The sequence below is a fragment of the Pseudomonas sp. NFX5 genome (assembly GCF_049132125.1).
In the GTDB taxonomy this organism is placed as follows: Bacteria; Pseudomonadota; Gammaproteobacteria; order Pseudomonadales; family Pseudomonadaceae; genus Aquipseudomonas; species Aquipseudomonas marginalis.
This window is the reverse complement of sequence record NZ_JAFMZG010000023.1, coordinates 1-22,391: the sequence shown is the minus strand read 5'-3', so window position 1 is coordinate 22,391 and position 22,391 is coordinate 1. Positions and strand designations below refer to the sequence as shown.

At 55.1% G+C, this 22,391-nt stretch carries 19 protein-coding genes; 10 read left to right on the top strand and 9 right to left on the bottom strand.

Annotated features, from left to right (window positions below; all coding sequences use genetic code 11):
• Positions 1–421 precede the first annotated feature (421 nt).
• The 4 genes from J1N02_RS14455 to J1N02_RS14440 all read left to right on the top strand — a co-directional run bounded on the left by J1N02_RS14455 (position 422) and on the right by J1N02_RS14440 (position 4,808).
• On the top strand, positions 422–706 hold the full coding sequence (locus J1N02_RS14455; RefSeq protein WP_122764485.1) for a hypothetical protein: 285 nt from the start codon (positions 422–424) through the stop codon (positions 704–706).
• Positions 703–975: a DUF3077 domain-containing protein gene (locus J1N02_RS14450; RefSeq protein WP_122764484.1), complete on the top strand. Its 273-nt coding sequence runs from the start codon at positions 703–705 to the stop codon at positions 973–975. The genes J1N02_RS14455 and J1N02_RS14450 overlap by 4 nt, the downstream gene beginning before the upstream one ends.
• Positions 972–3,860 carry a DUF927 domain-containing protein gene (locus J1N02_RS14445; RefSeq protein WP_421147434.1) on the top strand — a complete coding sequence of 963 codons (2,889 nt, stop codon included), beginning with the start codon at positions 972–974 and terminating at the stop codon, positions 3,858–3,860. Before J1N02_RS14450 ends, J1N02_RS14445 begins: the two co-directional genes overlap by 4 nt.
• Before the next feature lie 90 nt (positions 3,861–3,950).
• Complete coding sequence (locus tag J1N02_RS14440; protein ID WP_421147433.1) at positions 3,951–4,808, top strand: hypothetical protein; 858 nt, start codon at positions 3,951–3,953, stop codon at positions 4,806–4,808.
• A gap of 279 nt (positions 4,809–5,087) precedes the next feature.
• Here the strand turns inward: J1N02_RS14440 and J1N02_RS14435 are convergent, their stop codons facing one another.
• Both J1N02_RS14435 and J1N02_RS14430 read right to left on the bottom strand, forming a co-directional pair.
• Positions 5,088–5,612 (bottom strand): gamma-glutamylcyclotransferase, encoded by a 525-nt coding sequence (locus J1N02_RS14435; RefSeq protein ID WP_122764481.1) that lies wholly within the window; start codon positions 5,610–5,612, stop codon positions 5,088–5,090.
• 19 nt (positions 5,613–5,631) lie between these two features.
• Positions 5,632–8,268 (bottom strand): AAA family ATPase, encoded by a 2,637-nt coding sequence (locus tag J1N02_RS14430; protein ID WP_122764480.1) that lies wholly within the window; start codon positions 8,266–8,268, stop codon positions 5,632–5,634.
• A 348-nt stretch (positions 8,269–8,616) separates the two neighbouring features.
• Between J1N02_RS14430 and J1N02_RS14425 the strand changes: the two genes are divergently transcribed.
• Positions 8,617–9,381: a hypothetical protein gene (locus tag J1N02_RS14425; protein WP_163034895.1), complete on the top strand. Its 765-nt coding sequence runs from the start codon at positions 8,617–8,619 to the stop codon at positions 9,379–9,381.
• Positions 9,382–9,426: 45 nt separating this feature from the next.
• On the opposite strand, the gene J1N02_RS14420 is transcribed toward J1N02_RS14425, so the two are convergent.
• From J1N02_RS14420 to J1N02_RS14410, 3 genes are all read right to left on the bottom strand, one after another.
• Entirely contained in the window at positions 9,427–10,656 is a 1,230-nt protein-coding gene (locus J1N02_RS14420) for an HAD hydrolase-like protein (RefSeq protein WP_122764520.1), read from the bottom strand.
• 15 nt (positions 10,657–10,671) lie between these two features.
• A complete protein-coding gene (locus tag J1N02_RS14415; RefSeq protein WP_122764478.1) occupies positions 10,672–11,640 on the bottom strand; it encodes a DNA-processing protein DprA in 969 nt (322 codons plus the stop codon).
• Between the two features lie 1,249 nt (positions 11,641–12,889).
• Positions 12,890–13,390: a hypothetical protein gene (locus tag J1N02_RS14410; RefSeq protein WP_421147432.1), complete on the bottom strand. Its 501-nt coding sequence runs from the start codon at positions 13,388–13,390 to the stop codon at positions 12,890–12,892.
• A gap of 83 nt (positions 13,391–13,473) precedes the next feature.
• Between J1N02_RS14410 and J1N02_RS14405 the strand changes: the two genes are divergently transcribed.
• The 4 genes from J1N02_RS14405 (at position 13,474) to J1N02_RS14390 (ending at position 16,678) form a co-directional block, all read left to right on the top strand.
• Positions 13,474–13,836 carry a CPCC family cysteine-rich protein gene (locus J1N02_RS14405; protein ID WP_074848336.1) on the top strand — a complete coding sequence of 121 codons (363 nt, stop codon included), beginning with the start codon at positions 13,474–13,476 and terminating at the stop codon, positions 13,834–13,836.
• Between the two features lie 289 nt (positions 13,837–14,125).
• Positions 14,126–14,347, top strand: coding sequence for a hypothetical protein (locus tag J1N02_RS14400; RefSeq protein ID WP_056858122.1), 222 nt, complete (start codon positions 14,126–14,128; stop codon positions 14,345–14,347).
• Positions 14,348–14,614: 267 nt separating this feature from the next.
• Positions 14,615–15,655: a virulence RhuM family protein gene (locus J1N02_RS14395; RefSeq protein WP_027607875.1), complete on the top strand. Its 1,041-nt coding sequence runs from the start codon at positions 14,615–14,617 to the stop codon at positions 15,653–15,655.
• 117 nt (positions 15,656–15,772) lie between these two features.
• Positions 15,773–16,678, top strand: a complete 906-nt coding sequence (locus J1N02_RS14390; RefSeq protein WP_092358636.1) for a DMT family transporter — start codon at positions 15,773–15,775, stop codon at positions 16,676–16,678.
• Positions 16,679–16,787: 109 nt separating this feature from the next.
• Here J1N02_RS14390 and J1N02_RS14385 read toward each other — a convergent pair whose 3' ends face one another.
• Positions 16,788–17,852: a 2,3-butanediol dehydrogenase gene (locus J1N02_RS14385; RefSeq protein WP_227432305.1), complete on the bottom strand. Its 1,065-nt coding sequence runs from the start codon at positions 17,850–17,852 to the stop codon at positions 16,788–16,790.
• A 552-nt stretch (positions 17,853–18,404) separates the two neighbouring features.
• Here J1N02_RS14385 and J1N02_RS14380 point away from each other — a divergent pair.
• Positions 18,405–19,040: a LysE family translocator gene (locus tag J1N02_RS14380; RefSeq protein ID WP_027607878.1), complete on the top strand. Its 636-nt coding sequence runs from the start codon at positions 18,405–18,407 to the stop codon at positions 19,038–19,040.
• Between the two features lie 181 nt (positions 19,041–19,221).
• On the opposite strand, the gene J1N02_RS14375 is transcribed toward J1N02_RS14380, so the two are convergent.
• The 3 genes from J1N02_RS14375 to J1N02_RS14365 form a co-directional block, all read right to left on the bottom strand.
• On the bottom strand, positions 19,222–19,827 hold the full coding sequence (locus tag J1N02_RS14375; RefSeq protein ID WP_027607879.1) for a hypothetical protein: 606 nt from the start codon (positions 19,825–19,827) through the stop codon (positions 19,222–19,224).
• Positions 19,824–20,396: an RNA polymerase sigma factor gene (locus J1N02_RS14370; protein ID WP_027607880.1), complete on the bottom strand. Its 573-nt coding sequence runs from the start codon at positions 20,394–20,396 to the stop codon at positions 19,824–19,826. The genes J1N02_RS14375 and J1N02_RS14370 overlap by 4 nt, the downstream gene beginning before the upstream one ends.
• Before the next feature lie 91 nt (positions 20,397–20,487).
• Positions 20,488–22,110: a vWA domain-containing protein gene (locus J1N02_RS14365; protein ID WP_098480627.1), complete on the bottom strand. Its 1,623-nt coding sequence runs from the start codon at positions 22,108–22,110 to the stop codon at positions 20,488–20,490.
• Positions 22,111–22,391 lie beyond the last annotated feature (281 nt).

Below are 22,391 nucleotides of genomic sequence, written 5' to 3'. Positions count from 1 at the left end.
AAAAATCAGGCGTTACTCTCTGGCCGTCGCTGCAAAATCAGCGACCGGGTTTGACGGCCCGTTCAGACATTGGCGCACAGGCGCCCCCATCACGATTGCAGGCGCTTTTTTTGTGCCTGCACATCCTGTTTATGGCGGCTGTGCGCGGGATACCTTCGGGTATGCCGGGTTCCTTTGTCCCCGGTCCGTCAACCTGCGTACAGCTGCCACCCTAATTCGTTTGACGGCGAACCGTGGCAGCTCCCCAGACAAAGGAGTTTCGCCCAATGCACGCCACCGATCCGTCCAAAATTCGCGCCGCCGCTCATCGAGCAATGGCTCTCGCCGCTTTACACGCCAACTCCAGCCTCGCTACACGCCTCTCCCGTTACAACGCCCATATGTCCAAGGCTCGCGCCCTGGAAGCCGCAGGAGGTGCCCAATGAGCATGCTCCCAGGCTTTTCACTACCCGAGGATCTGCTCTGTGTCAGCCAGGACGCCGAAGCCGGTATTCCCATCGACGCCATCACCTGCGCCCTCGACCGTGCTGATTCAGTTCTGATGCTGCTGGAAGATCATTTAGACGGCGATAAACCCGTACTCTCCAACCGCGTACTGTCGTCCGTTATTTGGGACGTGCGCGGCACCTTGGGCTTGATCAAAACACTTGCCTTGTACGGTGATGCCTCCTCTGTGCCATTGGGCCAGAAAGGCGGTGCCCTGTGAACACAGCCAACACCCTCGGGCGTACCGAATTCTCATGCGTTGCCAGCGGTACTCAAAAGCTGTTTAGGGTCAATGCAGGCGTGCCGATCGAGGACGCACTTGAGGCCATATCGCTGTTTCAGTACTACGCCAACCAACTGACCCTCGACGCAGCTATGAGTAATGAGGGCGAGCGGTTCAGTTGGCCAGCTCTCTACCTGGGAGAAATGGCAAAAGCACTGATTGATGACGTGAACGATGCGCTTTATGCGACGAGTAAAACGCCATGACTCAGCGCACAGGCAACACCTCAAAACGCCCTAGCTTCGCTGACGTAAAAAGCGCTGCCCTGAAGAACATCGACCGTGTGCTTGCTCACTGGCTACCAAACGGCAAACGTGTTGATGGCGGCAAGGAATACACCGCACCGAATCCCACACGCACGGACAAACGCGCAGGCTCACTCAAGGTCAATTTGAGCAAAGGCACCTGGGCGGATTTCGCCACCGGCGATAAGGGCGGCGACCTGATCGACCTGGTGCGCTACATCGATGGCAGCACCGACGTTGAGGCCTGCAAAAAGCTGGCGGATCTGCTCAGTGTTTCCGCTGGCTCTGCGACTGCCAAAAGCGCACCGCCCAAGCCCGCAGCGCCGGAGTGGATTTCGATTCAGCCGATCCCGGCCGAGGCCATGAACAAGTGCCCGGCTAAGCACCGACAACATGGCGCCCCGTCCAAGGTGTGGATCTATCGCGATGCTCAGGGCCAGCCAGCTATGGCGCTGTATCGCTTCGACTTAAGCCCCGATGAAGACGGCAAGCCACGAAAGGTCTTTGCGCCGTTGACCTGGTGCAAACGCTCCGATGGGCAAACCACACAATGGCGCTGGCAGGGATTGCCCGAGCCTCGGCCCTTGCTGCGCCTGGATGAGCTGGTACAGCGTGCAGATGCGCATGTAGTGCTGTGTGAAGGCGAGAAAGCTGCTGACGCCGCCGCTGAGCTGATGCCCGACCACATCGCCACCTGCTGGCCGAACGGTTCCAACTCTTGGCACAAGGCCGATCTGACGCCACTCAAAGGGCGAACTGTAGTCTTGTGGCCGGATAACGATGCAAGCGGCAAGGCCTGCATGGACGCCATCGAGCTCAAGTTAATTGAGCTGGGTGCCGCTTCGGTGCAACGAATTGCTCTCGACGTGTTCAAGCTCAAGCCCAGCAGCAAAGGCGACAAGCCGACACTCGTCAAAGGTGGAAAATGGGCAGACGGCGACGATGCAGCGGACGCATTAGCTAAAGGCTGGACCGCTGCCCACGTCGCCGAGCTGGTGCGCAACGGCGAGTTTTTCGGCAGTGTTGCTGAGCCAACCGAGCATCAAGCACCAAAGACCAAGGCACCCGCCAAACGCCCTGCGAAATCGAAAAATGACCTATTGCCGGGCGGCTTTCGCCTGACCGCTGAAGGGGTGTTTTATTCCGGCGATGATGGTGAGGCACGCCCCGTGTGTTCTCCTCTCGAAATCATCGCCCGCACTCGCGACGACAAGGGCCACAACTGGGGCTTATTAGTTGAATTCGATGACCCGGACGGCGCTAAAAAACGCTGGAACATCCCAGCCAGGACCATGACCGGCGACTTCGGTAAGGACGTACTCGGCCCACTGGTAGATATGGGTTTGCGCCTTGCAGGAAGTCGATCCGGGCGTAACGCACGCAATGATCTGCAGAGTTATCTCGGCGGCTTCGACAGCGCCCAGCGCGCACGCTTGGTCACGCGCTTGGGCTGGCACGACAAGGCGTTTCTATTGCCCGAACAACAGATTGGCTCGCACGTCGAACACCTGCATTTTTATGAGGCCGGTGCGCAGTTGCCACCGATCAGCGAGGCGGGCTCTCTGGAGCAGTGGCAGCAGCAAATCGGCGCGCTGTGCGTTGGTAACCATCGCTTGGCGTTTGTCGTCTCTGTGGCCTTTGCAGGGCCTCTGCTAAACCTGCTCGGGCATGAGTCGGGCGGCTTCCACCTGTATGGCGACAGCTCCGGTGGCAAGACTACTCACCTACAAGTCGCCGCCTCGGTTTATGGCGGGCCGCGCCTAGTGCGTTCATGGCGCTCGACAGACAACGCCCTGGAGTCCATCGCAGCCGCTCACTCAGACGGCCTCCTGGTGCTAGATGAAATTGGCATGTGTGACCCACGCATTATTGGCGAGACGGTTTACATGCTCGGTAACGGTACCGGTAAGGCCCGGGCGAATGATCGAGGCCAAGCGGGCCGACAGGTACAGGAGTGGCGCTTGCTGTTTCTCTCGACCGGCGAGAAGACATTGGCGCAGCACATGGCGGACGCCAACAAGGAGCTGAAAGCGGGCATGGAGGTGCGCATGCTTGCGGTGCCAGCGGATGCCAGCAAGGGCCTCGGCATGTTCGATGTGCTGAACGGTTTTGAGGATGCAGCCGCCCTCTCCGATGCGCTCAAGGCCCGTGTAGCTAAATACTACGGCACACCCCTCACCGCCTTCCTGCACGCACTGTGCGCTCCAGGAGAAATGCTCAGATGGACGGTGATCATTCGCCGCACGGTGGAGCAGTTCATCACCCAAAACCTACCCGCATCGGCCAGTGGGCAAGCCCAACGTGCCGCCCTGCGCTTTGGCCTCGCAGCAGCGGCCGGAGAGTTGGCCACCGCTTTCGGCGTCACTGGCTGGCCCGATGGCACGGCCACGACCGCCGCACGGGTGTGTCTGCATGCGTGGCTCGCCGAGCGTGGCGGCGCCGGTAACTTCGAGGGTGACGCGATCCTGGCTCGACTGCGCCAGGTCATCGAACGCTTCGGAGAAAGCCGCTTTACCCGCTGGGAATCTGCTGCCGCAAAGATCGATGAACACGGCCCACGCACGATTGATCGGTTGGGCTTTCGCAAGACGATGGAACACGGCATGGGCGATGCCCTGCACACCACCAACACCTACTACGTGCTGCCGGAAGCATGGCGCTCCGAAATCTTCCGAGGCATGAACCTGAGTGCGGTCAACAAAGAGCTTTTGCGAAGGGGTGTTCTAGAGCCTGGAAAGGACGGTAAAGCCTCAACCGCAGTGCGACTACCCGGACTGGGCTTGCAGCGCTGCTATGTGGTTGTCGCAGTGCCAGAGCAAGGTGATCACAGCGCCCAGGCGGCGTAATAACGGCCACTCCATGAGGAATGTAGGCTCACCTTGGTCTGGCCCGCCAACTAAAAAAACCAATCAACCTCTCGCCTTTAGGAACGCAACATGAACCAGCTAAAACAGCAACAAGCCGCTTTGATTCAAGAACTGGAAGCCTTGGAACAGAGCCTTCCACAACTGGAAGCCGAATGGAGAAACGCGCCGCGCGGTTTCAGTGCTGTTGGCAACCCAATTGGAAGCCCGGAAGCAAGCGAAGCTGCGGATAAAATATCAAGTGCCGAAGCTCGTATACGAGCGATACCACATGACTTGGCTGCAATTGATCGGAAGATTCAACACCTGGAACGCCTGGAAAAAAACGATCAAATCAAAGTCGAATCCATCCAAGCAATGACCGATGCGACAGCTGAAATAGAAGCGCTGGAGCGAAAAAGAGCGCACTTGAGTGAGCGGTTTAAGGCGATTCAATCCGAAGCCGATCAAGCACTGGAAAAGGCGCAACAAGCCGAGAGCGACGCTGCAACGTCCTACGCCAAAAGCCTCGCCAGCGGTGATACCGAAGGGGAAAAATCGGCAAGCGGCGAAATGCAAAAGGCCGCTAAGCAACTGGCAACAACGGACGAGCAGGTCAGAAGGCAAGACCTGATCCTTGGTGCTCTGCAAGTCGAGCTCGATACGCTTGAGACTCAAATTACGAACGCCCGCCAACGTTGCGATGAAGCCAAGGCCAAAGCGTTGAATGCAGTAGGTTTTGCGCTGAATGAGGAGTGGAATGCTGCAACCGAACGGCTGATGGCTTTGGGCGCACGCATAGTAGCCGTCAGCCACAAAAAAGGGGGAATGGGCGATTCTTTGTCCGGACTGAAAGTGCCTCGCTTCGGCCCCTTCCATTCGAAACTTGACCGTTCCGATTTGGCAGCGCTAGCCCGTAACATCTCCCTGGAGGAACTACTCGCTGCGTAACCCCGAATCAGCCCGCCTTAGCGGGCTGATTACTTTAGCCAGCCTTTCATACCACCCGAAGCAGATGCAGAACGAGAACTAACATTAAAATTAAAAGCTGAACGGATTCAAACCCGATAGATCGCTCCTCATTACGCCAGAAACAACTCACCGCGATCGGCCAAAAGCGGTCATTAGGAAGCCTGGAATGACCTACTGCGAACTTTCAAACACCAAGCTTGACTAGACAAATATTTTTACCTGTCCTTTTCCTCAGTGCCTGTTCCTTTGACTTCGCCTCTAATCCGGACGGACTCCACGTACTAAGTCCCACATTTCAGTTACCGCAGGATCGTTGATGCCGAGTTCCCTCAGTTGCTCATAAACACCAAATACATAGTCAGAGCACCGGCCACTCGAGCCCTTGGCATGGAGGGCCAATTCGATAGATGCTAGCGTATCAGTGGTGTGGATGATGTTTTTACCCGCATACAAAGGGACCAGCGCCCGGACCACTCCTGCACCCTCGGCTATAACCTCCAGATTGGAAAGCTCGAACCCCTTACCTTCACGTCTGGCAAGGTAGACCTCTACATCATCTCTCCTTGCCTCGGAAAATTCGAACGCAATCCCACGACAGTGCGCATTTGGTTCAGGCACCAGGTTGAGGGTTGGACACGGGCAATCACGTGTGCCCCAGTTGGCGACAGAGGCTTTATTGAATGCGCGGCGATATCCCTTTAATTCAGCTGTAACACGCCGTTTGCAGTCAAATTCTTTCTCCCAAGCATCGGTCATCAGCGACCCGAATCCGAAAACCCACATGGCAGCTCCCTTTTTTCACTTAACTGAACACAGCCTTCGGCTTAGCCCTTTCCCATTCCTTGCGAGCCCTACTGTAGTCCGACTTAATGCTATCGAACTGTGAAAACTCATTGACCAAGACCTCAACTGTGAGTGGCACTTCATGGAAATCTTCAGAGTGTGAATGCGCGTCGATGTACCGGGACAGTGTGACCATTCTTTCGTGCACACGCAGGGCAATCGCCTCATCAAAGAAAACTTGATTCAACGTGAACGTAATATTCTCTCGCCACCGACGTACGACGTTATTAAACAGCTTCTTCTGGATGAAATCCTCATAGCCGGTTCTCAGGCTTCCACAGGCTTTTTCTAAAGCATCGCGCTGCGGGGCGCCAGTGAGCGCACGAGCGGCATCGTAGTGTTTTTTCGCTCGATCATACGCAGCGCCTTCATAATGCTCATGTGGAAAAGCCAATCGATCTATCGCGCCAGGGGCATCGTTGTCATCACGCCAAACTGTGCGCCCGGCGAATGACACACCTTTATCCTCCGCAGCAGTTGCGAGGTAATTCGTAAATAGAATGTCATGAGTGAACACAATGACCTGACGGCGTGTGGCCTCATCTACTAGGCGTTGGGCGATGAGTTCTTTACGTACATGGTCCATGGATGTAACCGGATCATCGAAGATGACGCCGGCACACGTACCATTGAGTTCGATTTCCGTCAGAAAGTCTGCCAAGGCCGCGGCGGTCTGCTCCCCCTCACTCAGCACACGGGAAGGGTCAACACCGGCCGTACCTGCGTTGCTGATCTCGATCTTTCGATCTGTGGTTCCTGCATCTCCGGCAAACCGGAACTGCACGGGCAACTCCAGCTTTAACGCATTACAGTTCTCCGCAAAGCGAGCGATAAAACCTTTGGCAACCAACGTTGTAGCAAGGTTTTTTTGCTTAGCTGTCACATCACGCTGAATGGCTGAGAAGCCTCGAATGCATGGCGTTGCCTTACTCACCCACTGGAGGCTCTCGACCGCAGCCGCAACCTCATCGTATTGGCCAAAAAGTCGATGGCGGTCATTCAGAAGTTGTTGCTCTAACAAAAGAGCATCAATCATAGTCTTGGGATCACTTTCGCGCAGTTGTTCGTTATCCCGTTTCAAGCGTTCGACCAAAGCGCTAATTCGCTCCGAAACAGCGTCATATTCCAGCACGGAACACATTGGGTCGCAGACGTTTGTTACAGCTAGGTCCAAAGACTCAATGAGATGCCGGTAACCCTCCACATGAGCCGCGATATCAGCTTCCAGCACCACGTCGAGCTCCAGCAACGCACGCCGCGCTGCGCCGTCCTGGGCGAAGAACGTAGTACTAACCGTACTTACATCCGAGCCATGAGCCTTCATTTCGTTTCGGGCACTGGTCAGCTGTATTTCTAAGTCGCTAGTGACCATTTGATAGAATCGCCCCATACGATCTGCGCTCGCCACATCAAGCACCTGCTGACACAACACGCAACGCGCGCCCTCAGCTTGGGGAGGGAACGCATCGCCTGGATAGGCTTCGACGTTATATGCGATCGCAGCGGATAAAAGATCACGCCACACCGTAGTCCCGATGGGCTGTAAAGGCTCTTCGGCGAACTGAACTGCGGACAATGCAGCTCCCTTTTCGATGAGCTCTCCAATCTGCTTAGCTGTGTCGCCGATTTTGGTCACCGTGGCCGGTTTTACACCGACAGCCAGTGCCGCAATACTCGCTTTGAGAGTGTCCAGGTCAACAATCCGTTGCTCATTTTTTTTGACGATTTCCTTAGGGTCCGTTGTCCTAAGCTCAGTCAATTGGGGCTCAATAGCCAGTAACCTAGCGGCTTCGACATCGCCAAACACCGCAAACGATTTCAGCTGGATCAAATCAGTTTTCGCGGTAAGCGTCGCCAAGGCATTGGCTACATCTGACGTACTGTCCTGGATAGCGAATTTATCCAGCACCGGTGTTCGATTGGTGATTTCGTCGCGAAGTTTTGTTTGTAATTTGCCAAACGCTGTAACCATTCGAGGGAACACGTCGAACAGGTACGGCATAACTTGAAAGACGTTACGATCATCAAGGTGCACACGAACGCAGGTCGAATCGAAAACGGAAAAACCATCACGCAATCGAGGACATGCCTCTTGATGTACGAAGCTGACGCTTGAACCATCATCAAAATGGAAGGTAGCCGTAGGTTTCGGATTTGCTCCCTTTGCTAGCCTAACGTCGCCTAGGATCCCAGTGTCTTTGGATCGAGTGAAGCATGCAGACTTCAATACACGAGCATAACCAGACTTGCCGGCGCCATTGGGACCATAGATCACAGTAAGCTTGGGTCCGAAGCTCAGTGTTTCGCCAACAGCTAGCGCATTGACGCCTGCTACCGACCCGATAGATTTCAAGGTGCTGACCGCCTTCGACGTGTCGGCTTCGAGCTGCGGTAGCGTCATGTCCCAGGTTGCACGGACTGCGGGGGGCACACTAAGACCCTGGTCGACTAGGTATTCGGTAAAGACTTCATCCAGTGACTCATCGCTGAGCTCAGCTGATGCCACCAACTGGCTCAACAAAAAGCCCTGCCAGGGAGAAAGTGTTTTCCCCCAATCAGACAGCGCATCGAAGATATTGAATACGGGCTGCGTCATAGGGCATCTCTCGATAACGAAACAGAGGATAAAATCTGCAAGGGTCTAGCCTTATGGATACTCACCCACGGCCAGCTCAACCGCTCACAGCATAGTTGAGCAAAAATATTGTGATAGCCTAAAAATCAGAAAAGGTGGAATAGATTTTTTAAGCGCCTCTAAAAAATCACGTCGTTATAAAGCTGGATTCTGGAAAAGTGTTCACAAGACGGAAAAATGGTACGTGCAGATTTTTCTAGGCTAGCTGTAACGCTTCACAATGACGAACATCACCAAGCGAGGTAGATAGGCTGCGATTTACCTTCAGCTTTTCACCTACAGAAAATAACGATACGGAATCATGGCTTTATGGATATCGAAATTGAATGTCGCAAATGTAGAAAGCTAGTAACAAAAAATTCAATATTGCGTGAACATGTTAGACCTCGGTTCCTTGATCCTAAAAATCCTGGCGGATGGGTCAGCGTTTGCAAGGAGTGCAGCCAATTAGAAGCTGAGCATCAATACCTAGAATACAAAACATTTGCCATATCAAAGAATAAAGAACCATACAAAAACTTCCTAGAAAGCATTTATGAATTAAATGCGATGATCAATATTCGTTTACCCGACAAAAAACTAAGTTTGACGATGGCAAGAATTTTATATGCAACAGCAATTACAGCAATGGAAACGTACCTTTCGGACACCTTTATCAATCGCGTTGTAAACAATGGAGATCATCTACGGCGCTGCGTGGAAACCGACTTAGAATTCAGAAATAGAAAGCTTGAATTAACAGATATCTTTAAGAGAAAAGAAACCCTTAAAGAAGAAGTCCAAGAGTACCTAGCAGGAGTATTATTTCACAACCTTGCTAAGGTCCGCCTAATGTATAGAACTGTCCTTAGCATAGAGTTCCCGGCAGATATGACGCCACTATTTAAAGCTGTCAAAACCCGACACGACATTGTACATAGAGGAGGTAAGGATAAGTCAGGAGCTATAACCTCAATAGATCAAGATAAAGTTAAGTCTTTAATTATCACCTTGAAGGCATTTGTAAAGGCGATTGAGGAGCAACTCTCCAATACCGCAGCAGGTTCAAGTTTTGAATCCACCCAGGACTTGTAGATAACATTAGGATAAATTACGGCCTCATATTTTAGAAGGATTATTCTATGCAGGCCATTCCCAGTCTTTATAATGCGCAAAGATCTCCGACAGCTCACCGGGAGCTAAGTGATCGACAATATTTTCATGGTACGAGTGAGTTTTATGAGCACGCTGCGTGCTGAAAACTGCAGGCTTGTAAGGATCAAATTTTTCAAATGGCGCCAGCTCTACGATATCCGTGTTTATGGTTTTAAGCCATGACACAAGTATGGCTTTAGCTCCCGTTTGTTCCACAAACGTTCGAGCAGCTTCGAGTGAGTACCCCCTAGTGCAAATGTCATCAATAACAAGAACCGACTTGCCTTTGCCAAGTGGCGGACTTTTATATCTGACATCAGATGTTTTCAGCGGAGCTTTATTAAGCACAATAGTATTGAGCTGATTAAGGTGATCAAGAGGTATACCCTGATTACGGGCAGTCTGAGACTTCTGCGCTGTAGTGTGACGCACTATAAGATCTGGTAGATAGTTTTTTCTAAAGCATTTACCAAATATGGCCATTGCATCATTCATCACCACATTCCCCGAGCCTGCTTTATGACCCGGGTATACGGTGATGTAGTTGATACGGTTTTGAATCCCACTAAAGTAAAGACTTGATACTATTGCTCCGACCCAAAAATCAGGATGACCAAGACCTTGCTTCGCGGCTTTCCTAGCATCCTCGGAATACAGAGTATACTCCGCCTTCATAGTACTAAACGGGGCAAGCGCATAGTACTCAAAATCGCCATCATGTATTTCATGACACCATAAATGGTCTCTAAAACAAAAGGTATCAATAAATCTAGCAATATCTTTAGGTGCATCAAACTCAAACCCATAGTCAGTTTTATTGGCGTACCATGTGGCCCTGAGAAATAATAGCCCTCCATTTACTGCAGTTTGCATATCGCTTTCAGACGCACCGATATACAAGACCTCGTTACTCTTCCAGCCCATCAAATTTAGAACGTATTCAGTTGCTTCAGCACGAGGCTTTGCGGGTATTTTGCTGTCAGCCGAACGGCACAAATAAGTAAACTCACCCCACACTTCCTTAAGAGCATCTACTAATTGTCGAGAGCCATTACCTACCGTCCACCGTCGATTTGTCATCACAACAAACTGCGTGCCGGTACTTTTTAAATATTTTATAAGCTTTGTTACTTCCGAAAAAACCAGGGCATCCCCAACTCCCTGTTGAACCAGTACATCTTCAACACTTAGAATCACACCTTTTAATTTAGGCATAAACTGCATCCCTGCTTAAAGTTCAAGACCTAACTGGCCGTTGGTCTCAATAGCTAGTTTTGTGCATTTTTCAGGTATCGACGAAATACTGCTCAAAAACTCTGGAATTTCTAAAGGCACTTCGTAATCGCTTGCTGCATAGCTATGCCTGGAAAACTCTATTTCAGGTCGCGACTCTAAAGTTTTCGGCAAATATACATTAACTATTCTCTTATTATATTTCGCGGCAAACCCTACAGTATGCGCAGTACCACTTTTAATTTTCCATTCCACAGGAATTAGAATATCAGAAAGTGCAGCCTGTATTCGATTACGCCTCACAAAGTTTTCGCCACTGTAACTTTGAGTAGGTAAGTATTCAGTTACCACTGCACCACCGCTATCAAGAATCAGCTTCCTAATCGACTCAGAGCCTTTCGGATAGCTTTCTTTTATACCTGTGCCTAAGACAGCTATCGTCGGAAGCTCGTATCTTATAGATTCGAGATGAGCTAGTTGATCGATACCAAGCGCTAAACCGCTAACCGTAGAAAAGCTGGACCTGTGCAAAGCGGCAAGAATAAGCCTTGTAAGAAACATACCTTCGTCGGTAGGCTTCCTTGTCCCCACAATTGCAATAGACGGTGTATCAAGTATGCCTAAATTACCCTGCACGAATAACCACTGTGGCGCGTCATGAATATTCTTTAACTTCGCAGGGAAACGGTCTTCACCTTGAAATATCAGAATGATATTTTCTTTCGCAAGCTCTTCAATTATTTTTATGCCGCGCTGCCATAGCTTTTTTTTGATTTCTGCCAGGGGAGTAACTGATCCCTCCTCTAGCTTTACATATTTTTCAAGATTGGATTTGAACGTGCTTTTGAAACCCACTTTAGACGTAGCAAGTTGATGCAGCGTCCAAAAGCCGACACCCTTCAGTGTGGTTAAGGCGAGGAAGGCTATTCTCTCGTTCTTCCAAAAAATGCGTTGGTCTAATGCCACGTTTGACGCCCTGTTGGATGTTGACGTTCTTCACTGAGCCCACCTTATCATGGCCATAGGCTAGGTGAGGGGCTCTTAAAGACTTCTAAGGGGGACGGGTAGGTGTCTGATACTAGCAGTCCTCCAGCTACGCTGCCTCTACCCATGCCTCCCAGATGGGCAAGCAGGTTACCGCATGTGGGAAGGTCAGCCTCGGATCGATTGCGAACTACGCCAACGGACCGGTATTGGCCGGAAGCGTGCCCTGTGCAGACAACCGCCAGTACTAGAATCCGCCAACTCAACATCGCCGTCAGAAGTAACACCTGTTCAGCTTTTAACACTTCTTAGCGATCTCCGCGCATAGAGGTGCAACCCTATAAAAAGTCATATTAATCAATAAGATAACTAATCATGCAGCTCGAGTAAAACCTTTCACACTTCTTTAGCCCCTGGCCCCATGCATTGATATACCTTCAGCGATGTTCGTCACGACAATGCATCTCTAGTTCGGTTAATCCAGGGCCTATGAGGTTTTTCTTTCAGTACTGTGCAGGAAACCCGGGGGATCGAGTTGGCGGAAAGTCACCCAGCTAAGTGAACAAGCGAACCTGGTCAACTCCAGCTCACCTGTGCATTTGCCCTAACGCCTGAGCGATTTGAGAGCACCGTTACCATTACGGTAACGATACCCTCTTTCCTTCAAAATCCTTTCAATTTCAACGATTGAAATTTCAGTAACTTCCAACGCCTCCCACTAACTCGATCCCGCGGGTTTCATGCCCCGTGTGAAGCTAAAGCTCTCAGGGTCCCCAGCGTGATTTCCTCTCATCGAAAGGCGGAGCCCGCGAAATTCGCTTGGTAGGCTTGAGCGCAAAGCGCCTGCCCACAACACCCGGATGCTGACTTTAGCGTTACACGCAGTGGCAGCGTTACATCGGAGGTACGCTATGTCGCCCGACTGTGTAACAGGCATGAAAGCCAATGAAACCGGGCGTTTGGTGAAGAGCGTTACACTCGTAACACCGGTTACACCAGTTTTGGAGGGGGGCTGGATACGTGCTCTCATGCTGCCTTTCCAAATTTGGCCCTACACCACATGGTTGGCCTCTAGGGTGGGTAATTGCACTCAACCTGACCACCCATCTGCATTGCACTTGCCCACTCATTTGCATTCGACTTGGCAAGTCGTTCGCATCGGATTTGACCAGCACACTGGGTGGCCCTGATTGGCAGAAGTCGACCCAATGTGGATACTGCAGAGATGAAATCACGCTCGCTTAAAAGCAACCTTAATCGCCGCACCAACTTGACCAGCGAGCAAAGCTATCTCAGAGTTGATGACAACCTCGCTCCAAGACAATTTGGTTGCGACGCACACTATTAAATACAGCTCACAGTAGCGCCCCCCGAGTTCGGTTTTGACCCAAGCAAGGGTGCCCCCTAAGGCAGCCATCGTGACAGGGATAGAGATATACCGGCTTCCGTCCGTCACTCGCATGCCGCCACGACGACATTCGAAGTGAACGGCCAGTCGTTCGTAGGTCTCAATGTCAATGCCATGCACGACGACGAAATAGCTTAAGCAATCATCTTGGTTCACTGTAGTGATCATATTTTTACAGCCTACCTCGCAGGCCAACTCGTCATTGGTGTCATAGCAGATAAATCCCGCTTTTGGCCCACTTCTGCCAGTGTCGACCGGCTGTATTGGGTCGTTTTCTTCCATCTCGCGACGGGCAGAAGACGACCCAACGCGGACCTTGACCATCGGCAAGTAGGTCTTACAATTTTCGACCCGAGTAAAACGGCACTTGACCGATACCGGTAGACCATTAAATCAGGTGATGTCGTATGCGTGATCTACCATGCCCTTGCTGCGGTTTCGTAACCTTGGAATGCGAGTACGGCTCGTACGATATCTGCCCCCTTTGTGGCTGGGAAGATGACGCCGTCCAGTTAGCCAATCCAACGTCAGAGGGAGGCGCAAATTCGATTTCCCTCGCTGACGCTCAGATGAGCCTCTTAAACGAATACCCAATAACTGTTCGGCTTGCGGGGGGATTTCGGCGAGGGCTCGGATGGCGACCGTTAGACGCCAATGATCTTGAGGCTGCTAACGTACTTAAGACCGTCAAGCACTGGCACACCATCGCCGTTCGCTTTGAGTCAGAAGCCTATTGGTTAGTGAATGGAACGAACGACGTTAAGGTCTGAATTTACGAGACCCAACAGAATTTTCCGCTTGTAGCCGGAAGCGGGTCTAATCCGAAGGTCCGGTTTTGGCCGTTTTCTGCCGATCAAGGCCACCCAGTGTGCTGGTCAAATCCGATGCAAACGATTGGTCAAGTCGAATGCAAATGGGTGGACAAGTCCATGCAACTACGCATCTAGGGAATCAAGATGGTCGGCGTGATTTCTGATCACCAGGTGGTAAGGACAGCTGATATGCAATGCTACTGGCTAGAGGTAGATTGACTACCTGATAACAGGGCGGGAGAACATCATGGAAGACACCCCTTTGCTTGCGTCATTGCTCAAGCGCATGAATGAAAACCAACTGGCCCTGGGGGCAGCTATCGAGGAGCTGTCAAACTGGGTTGAGCAAAGAGGATCTACAGAAGTGGCACAGAACATTCGAGGGGCACTGGATACCCTGGATGGAAATGCAGGATTCATCACCCTTGCGCTCGCCTCACTGGCAGCAGAAGGTCGAACGAAGAAGTAACCACTAAGCCGGATGGCAACACATCAGCAACCATTTGGTGTTGCTTTACCCCACGGGGATACCTCGAAAAAAGTGGCCAGACGGAAGCGCCGTGTATGCCCACATGTATGCCTAACCGAAGCACCACCAAACACACCCAATGAATACGGGCATATTACTGCCCAGTTCAAACGACGCCGGGGCACCAGATATAGATGAAAAGCCCCAGGTCGAAAGGCCTGGGGCTTTTTTGTAGACTGTCGATCAGCCCGATCACTGAGTTCTCACATGAGCGACAGCAGCCAGAACCAACACCCTCCAGCCCCACTAGGTGAAATACTGCTGTTCCAGAGCGGTGACGGTTCAGTTCGCCTGGAGTGTCGTTTTGACAGCGATACCCTGTGGCTATCGCAGGCCATGATTTGTGAGTTGTATGGCAAGGCGAAAGCGACTATCAGCGAACATATCAGCCACATCTTTGCAGAGGGCGAATTGGCTGAAAATTCAGTTGTTCGGTTTTACCGAACAACTGCCGCCGACGATAAGCCCTACAACGTCAGACACTTCAGCCTACCGCTGATTCTGGCCGTCGGTTATCGAGTACGTTCCAAGCGAGGTACGCAGTTCCGCCAATGGGCTACGCAGATATTGCAGGAGTTCTTGGTCAAAGGCTTCGTCATGGATGATGAACGGCTGAAGAACCCTCCAGTGGGTCGTTCATTGGCTCCTGACTACTTTGACGAATTGCTTGAACGCATTCGCGATATCCGCGCCAGCGAGCGGCGGGTTTACCTGCGAGTTCGGGAAATTTTCGCGATGGCTGCGGACTACGTGCCGTCGAATAGTGAAACGACCGCTTTCTTTCAAATCATTCAAAACAAACTGCACTTCGCGAGCACCGGCCTTACCGCTGCCGAACTAATTGCCCAACGTGTCGACTCGACACAACCAAATATGGGCCTCACCAGCTTCAAAGGTGATGAGGTACGCAAAAGCGATGTCACGATCGCCAAAAACTATCTGCGTGCAGACGAAATTTCCGCATTGAATCGCATTGTCACCATGTGGCTGGACTTCGCAGAAGACCAAGCGTTGAGGCGCAAGCAAATCTTCCTACGGGACTGGCAGGAAAAACTGGATCAGTTCCTAGCCTTCAATGACCGTGAGGTTTTGCAGGATTCTGGACAGGTCAGCAAGCACGTGGCTGACGACAAAGCGAAAGCGGAGTACGAACGTTACAATCAGCAACGCAGGGTATTGAAAGAAGCCAAGGGAGAATCCTTAAGCATTGAGGCACTGCGGGCGATCTCACAGAAGACAAATCAGTGAAGCCGTTCGTATGGCTCATAGGCCTCAAGTCAAAAGACCTCGGAATTTTTGTGGGGCGGCATCGACGCCCAAATGCTGAGCAACCTCGATAACCCCCTGACCCCCGGAGACTCACGGATTAGCACTTCCAACCCACCCATCACCCTTGCCAAGGGCGCCGCCAGTGCGACGCTGATCGGGGTGATTGCCGTGTTTTTGTGGGCGTGCCTGGCGCTTCTGACCACCTTGACCGCCGGCATCCCGGCCTTTCAGTTGCTGGCTTCGAGCTTCGCGGTCGCGTTCGTGGCCAGCCTGTGCGTGCTGGGGCTGCGTGGCGCTGCGGGGTTCAGCAGCTGGCGCCAGCCCTGGCCGGTGTGGGCAACAGGTTTTGCCGGGATCTTTGTCTATCACGCGTTGTATTTCTTTGCCCTGAAGGCCGCGCCTGCGGCTGAAGCCAGCCTGATTGCCTATCTGTGGCCACTGCTGATCGTGCTGCTGTCGAGCCTTGCCACCGGCGAGTCGCTGCGCAAGCGCCAGCTGCTGGGCGCCTTGCTCGGCCTGGCGGGGACGGCCTTCATCATGCAGCTGCGGGCCCGGAGTGACAGTGCGTCGATGCCGGTGATCGGTTATGCCGCCGCCTTTGCGTGTGCCTGGGTCTGGGCGATCTATTCGGTGTTCAACCGGCGGTTCAGCCATGTTCCGAGCAGCATCATCGGGGGGATCTGCGGGCTGGTGGCAGTGGCCGGGGGGCTCTGTCACCTGGCTTTCGAAACCACGGTGCGGCCTGAGCCGGGCCAGTGGGCGGCGATCATTGCCCTGGGGCTGGGACCTGTGGGCCTGGCTTTTTTCGCCTGGGACCACGCGACCAAGCACGGAAACCTATCGATGCTGGGCGCCCTGTCTTACCTGGCGCCGCTGTTCTCCACGCTGCTGTTGATTGCCGTGGGGCAAAGCGATGCCAAGCCGATCCTGATGATTCCCGCGGTGTTGATCATTACGGGGGCGGTCATCGCCACTTCACGCTCACGCACGACCTCACGGTGATCTCGACGGGCCGAGTTTTTCAGTCGCGCCCACACGTCCCCCACTCCCCTCCTCTGTCTTGCTTGGGGAGTCGGGAGCGGGGCAAAGACTGCGGCGGTCAGCGTGCGCGTCAGACCCTGGCAGGCGACACAATGATCTTCACATTGTGTTCCTTGTTTTTAACCAGTTCCTCGAAGCCCTGGCCCACGATCTGTTCCAGCTGAATGCGCCCCGTCACCAGTGGCGAGATGTCCAGCCGCCCATCGGCGATAAACGCGATCACGTCGGCGAACTCCCCGTTGTAGGCCAGCGCGCCGAGTACCTGTTTTTCCGTGGCCACCAGCTCGAAGAAGTTGAATTCACTGGGTTCTTCGAAGATGCCCACCAATACGCACTTGCCGGCCTTGCGGATCAGGTCGATGGCGAGTTTGGCCGTGTGTTTGTTGCCGATGCATTCGAAACTGACGTCCGCGCCGAGCCCGCCGGTCAGGCGGCGGACCTCGGCCAGGGCGTCGCATTCATTCGGATCGAGCACGTGGGTCGCCCCCACTTCCCGGGCCTTGGCCTTGCGCGCGCCGGACATTTCCAGCGCGATCACCTGGGCCGCGCCCGCCGCCTTGGCACACATGATGGTGCACAGGCCGATGGTGCCGGCACCGACCACCACGACGTTTTGCCCGAGCAGGCTTCCGGCTTTTTTCACCGCGTGCATGCCGACGGCCAGCGGCTCGATCAGCGCCCCGGCTTCAGCGGGGAAGTTCGCCGGCAATTTGTACAGCAGGTTGGCGGGCACGTTGACCAGCTCGGCGAAGGCGCCGTTGTTCATCAGGCCGGTGAAGGCCAGGTTTTCGCAAATGTTGTAGAGCCCGTGGGTGCAGTAGTAGCAGGTGCCGCAATGCTGGCAGGCGTCGGCCGCCACCGGCTCGCCGACGCTGAAACCCTGTACGCCGGCACCGAGTTCGACGATCTCGCCACAAAACTCATGACCGAGAATGCACTGGCCCTTGATCCCGGTCAGCGGGTGCGGGGCGTCGACCGGAATGAACACCGGGCCGGCCACGTACTCATGCAGATCGGAGCCGCAAATGCCGCACCATTGCACGCGGATCTGCACCCAACCGGCAGGCGGCGAAACGGGCAGCGGCACGTCTTCGACGCGGATGTCGTTACGACCGTGCCAGACAGCGGCACGCATGCTGCGTTGCGAGTTGCTCGAAAGGCTCATAGCGAAGTCTCCTTGAAACGGTTGGCACTGGCGTGCCGGGTGGGTTGCAAGGGGCCAGAGCAAGGCCGGTGCCAGCTGTGCAAAAACGCCTGGACGCCCCTCTCCTAGAGCCACCGAATGAACACCCAAGGGTGGCCGGCATCGAGGTCAAACGAGACGCGCCATGCCAGATCGCACGCGGTAGCGACGAGACCGTGAGACGTTGCGTCTCACTGCAAGCGTTGATGCCAGGGGCGTTCCTGATACATCGCAGTCGTCTTCATTAGGGGCGCTTCGCACCCCAGCGCGGGGCAAGCCCGATCACCACAGCACGCCCGCTCACCACAACAAGCCCGATCACCACAAGTAGGGTGTTCGCCCTTAACTGACGGACTCGCCGCCAACCAAGGGTGCTCAGGCGGCCCAAGCCCCCTGTATGACGTTTTGTCGGCCGATCTGTATCTAACGCGCGCCCTGCTCCCGCCCTACCATCAGGTGCATCCAACCTGCGCAACGACGCGCTCAACCTACAGGAGTTAACCCATGCCCGAACTGTCGAGCCTGCTGGCGTATGGTCTGATTTCCCTTGGCATGGTGCTGACGCCCGGGCCGAACATGATCTACCTGATTTCGCGCTCGATCTGCCAGGGGCCGCTGGCCGGGTTGATTTCACTGGGCGGCGTGGCGCTGGGTTTCGTCGTGTATATGCTGTGTGCGGCGCTGGGGATTACCGCGTTGCTGATGGCAGTGCCGTATGCGTATGACGCACTCAGGCTCGGCGGTGCGCTTTACCTGTTGTACCTGGCCTGGCAAGCGGTCAAGCCCGGCGGGCGCTCGGCGTTTCATGTGCGCGACTTGCCCAGGGACGGCCCACGCAAGCTGTTCATGATGGGCTTTGTGACCAACCTGTTGAATCCGAAAGTCGCGGTGATGTATCTGTCATTGCTGCCCCAATTCATCTCCCCCACTGGCCACGGCAGCGTGCTGACACAATCCATCGTGCTGGGGTTTACCCAGATCATGATCAGTGTGAGCGTGAATGCGGTGATCGCCATCATGGCCGGTTCCATCGCGACCTTCCTGGCGGCCAAGCCGGTTTGGCAACTGGTGCAGCGCTGGCTGATGGGGACGGTGCTGGCTGGCCTGGCGGTGCGCATGGTTTTTGATGCGCGGCGTTGAAGACGGGCCTTGAGGGCACTGTGGTGAGCGGGCTTGCCCCGCGTTGGGCTGTGCAGCAGCCCCAAAACCAGACGCTGTGCGCTATCGGGTATACCGCATTTGTCTTCATTGGGGGTGCTTCGCACCCCAGCGCGGGGCAAGCCCGCTCACCACAGATTACCGGTGGCCCATTCTTTCTTGGTCAATGCTTGCGCAGCGCCTCCAGCCGTGCGGGCAGGTCTTCCTCGGGAAAGCGCGCGTGCAACGCCAGCAATTTTTCATCCGCGGCTTTGCTTTCACCCGCTTCACGCAAGCGCACGATCGACTGTAACTCTTGCTCCAGCGACGGCAACGCTGACGGTGCGCGCTTGCTGAGCCTGGCGCTCGATTCATCTGCCAGCGCACCTGCCATCTCAGCCTGAACCGGCGCACGTTCAGCCTTGGGCGCGGCGGCGATGCGCGCCATCGGCGCCGGTGCGGACAACGCTTGCGGTGCCGGGCGGGCGGTTTCCTCGTGCAGGGCGGAGAAGGTCGCCGTGGAGATTTCAGGTTGCGGCACGGGCGAGCGCGTGACCACGCCGATCATCAGCGCCAAGCCGGCCACGGTGGCGAATGCCATTTGCCAGCGCGGGCGTTGGCAGGCGTGCAGCCAGCGTTGCCACAGGCTCGGTTGCGGTGCCGGGGCTTCGCGGCGGGCGGCGTCGAGGATGAAGGCGTCGAGGGATGCGGGCGGCTCGCCGCTGCTGTGTTGACGGTAGTGCTGGATCAGCACGTCGTCGGTGTCGGGCGTATGTCGGGAGTCGGTCATGCAAGTATCTCCTCGGCCAGCAGGCGGCGCAGTTTCTGCTGGGCGTAACGCAGGCGGCTTTTGACGGTTTCCAGCGGGGCTTGGGTGAGGGCGGCGATTTGCGGCACGTCGAGGTCGCCGTGCAGGCGCAGCAGGAAGACTTCGCGCTGGTCTTCAGGCAAGTCTTGCAGGGCAGCGTCGAGGCGCGCCTGGTCGCGGCTCAGGCTCAGCTGTTGCTCGGGGCCGGCGCTGTCGTCGGCCTGGGCGTGCAGTTGCTCATCGTAGCTGTCGTGCAAGGGGTTATGGATGCCGTGCTTGCGCCAGTGGTCGATCAGGCGGTTGCGGGCGATCTGGAACAGCCATGTACGAAAACTCGCCCGGCCTTGTGGCTGGGTGTTGCTGCGGATCAGGCTGAGCCAGGTGTCCTGGTAGATTTCCTCGGCCAGTTCGGCCTTGTTGCTCAGGGACACGAGGAAGCGGTAGAGGCCTTGGCGATGCCGCGCGTACAAGGCTTCGAACGCGGCGGCGTCACCGGCGCGGTAACGGGCCAGCAGCGATTCGTCGCTGGATGGATCATCTGGAACAGCCATGCAGGGGGCGAACTCCTTTTATAAATTTAACGCTGTTCAAGTGTGGGAGGGGCAAGCCCCCTCCCACATTTGATCAGTGTCCTGTTTGAGATCAGGGTTTCAGGCTTTGGGCCAGTTCCACCAGTTGCACGAACTCGTTGCGCAAACCAAAGGGGTCATCGCCCCTGGCCGATCGGGCCAGTGCGGCGGTGTCCTTCAAACTCATGCTGCCAGTGTAGCGGCCATCGCCCTTGAGCTGTTGGGCGAAGGCGGCCACCGCCGCCGAGAAGCGCAGGTCGTCGCTGGCCTGGGTGGTTTCGTGGCGGATGGGCCGTTCGATCAAGCGGCTGTCACCGCCCGTGGCGGGCTTGTAGCGTACGCGCAGCATCGCCAGTTCATCGGATTTACCTTCGGCCGCAGGCGCAGTGGCGTAGCGCAAGGGCTCCAACCAGCCCTTCTGGCCCTTCGGCACAATTTCATACAGCGCGGTCACGGTATGCCCTGCGCCGATCTCACCGGCATCGACTTTGTCGTTGTTGAAATCCTCACGCTTGAGGGCGCGATTTTCATAGCCCAGCAGTCGATACTCGCTGACCTGTGCCGGGTTGAATTCCACCTGCACTTTCACATCCCGCGCGACCACCGCCAGGGTTGAACTGAGCTGGTCCACCAGCACCTTGCGGGCTTCGCGCAGGTTGTCGATATAGGCGTAATTGCCATCGCCGGCATCCGCCAGTTGTTCCATCAGGTGTTCGTTGTAGTTATCCACACCGAAGCCGAGGGTGGTCAGGGACACCCCGCTTTTACGCTGCCGGGCGGCCATTTGCTTGAGGCTGTCGAAGTCGCTGACGCCCACATTGAAGTCACCGTCGGTGGCCAGCAGGATGCGGTTGATGCCCTTGTCGATAAAGCCTTCGCGGGCCATCTGGTAGGCCAGTTCGATGCCGGATGCGCCTGCCGTGGAACCGCCGGCGGTGAGTTGATCGATGGCATTGCGGATCCTGGCCTTGTCGCGCCCCGATGTGGGCTTGAGCACTACGCGGGACTCACCGGCGTAGACCACCAATGAAACCCGGTCCTGATCACGCAACTGGTCCACGAGCAATTTCAGGGTGCTTTGCACCAACGGCAAGCCTTCGCGGCGGTCCATGGAGCCGGACACATCCACCAGGAACACCAGGTTGGCCGGCGCCAGGTCCGCCACGGCGCGGTCGGACGCCTTGAGGCCGATGCGCAGCAGTTGGGTATGCGGGTTCCACGGCGTGGCGGCGACTTCGGTGGTCACGCCAAACGGTGAGCCGTCGGTGGGCAAGGCGTAGTTGTAGGGGAAGTAGTTGACCATTTCCTCCAGTCGCACAGCGCCTTCGGGCGGCAGGCTGCCTTGGTTGAGGAAGCGTCTCACGTTGGCGTAGCTGCCTGTGTCGACATCCACACTGAAGGTGGACACCGGCGTCTCGGCCACGCGATGCACCGGGTTGTCCGGCAGGTTGGCGTATTGCTCGCGGGGTTCGCTGCGGTAATCCATCGCCGCTGATTCCTGCATGCGCATTGGCGCGGGCATTGCCATGCGCTTGACCAAGGCGCCCTGGGGCGACGCGCGTTGCAGCTCGGCAACGGGCTCGGCCGGTTTGGCCAACTCAGGGGACGAAGACAGCCCACACCCGGCCAGCGCCACCACCAGGGTGACGGCAAAGCCTTGGGCAGCAGGACGCAGGAAGAGCAGAGGACGGGACATGGGCTGAACCTCGTGAATGAATGATCCGTTCACAAGGTCAGACGCAAGGTGCGGGGTGTTCGGGTTAACTCTGATTCAAATAACACAGACATTCAAATGTGGGAGGGGGCTTGCCCCCGATGGTGGTAGATCAGTCAGTACATGTTTGACTGAACCACCGCTATCGGGGTGTAGAACCGTAGACATCGTTTACATCTGAAACCGGGGACATCGTTTACACATTTGAGGCCTGGACGCGGGTCATACCTCGTCCAAGCCTCCCCAAGGGATAATCACACAGG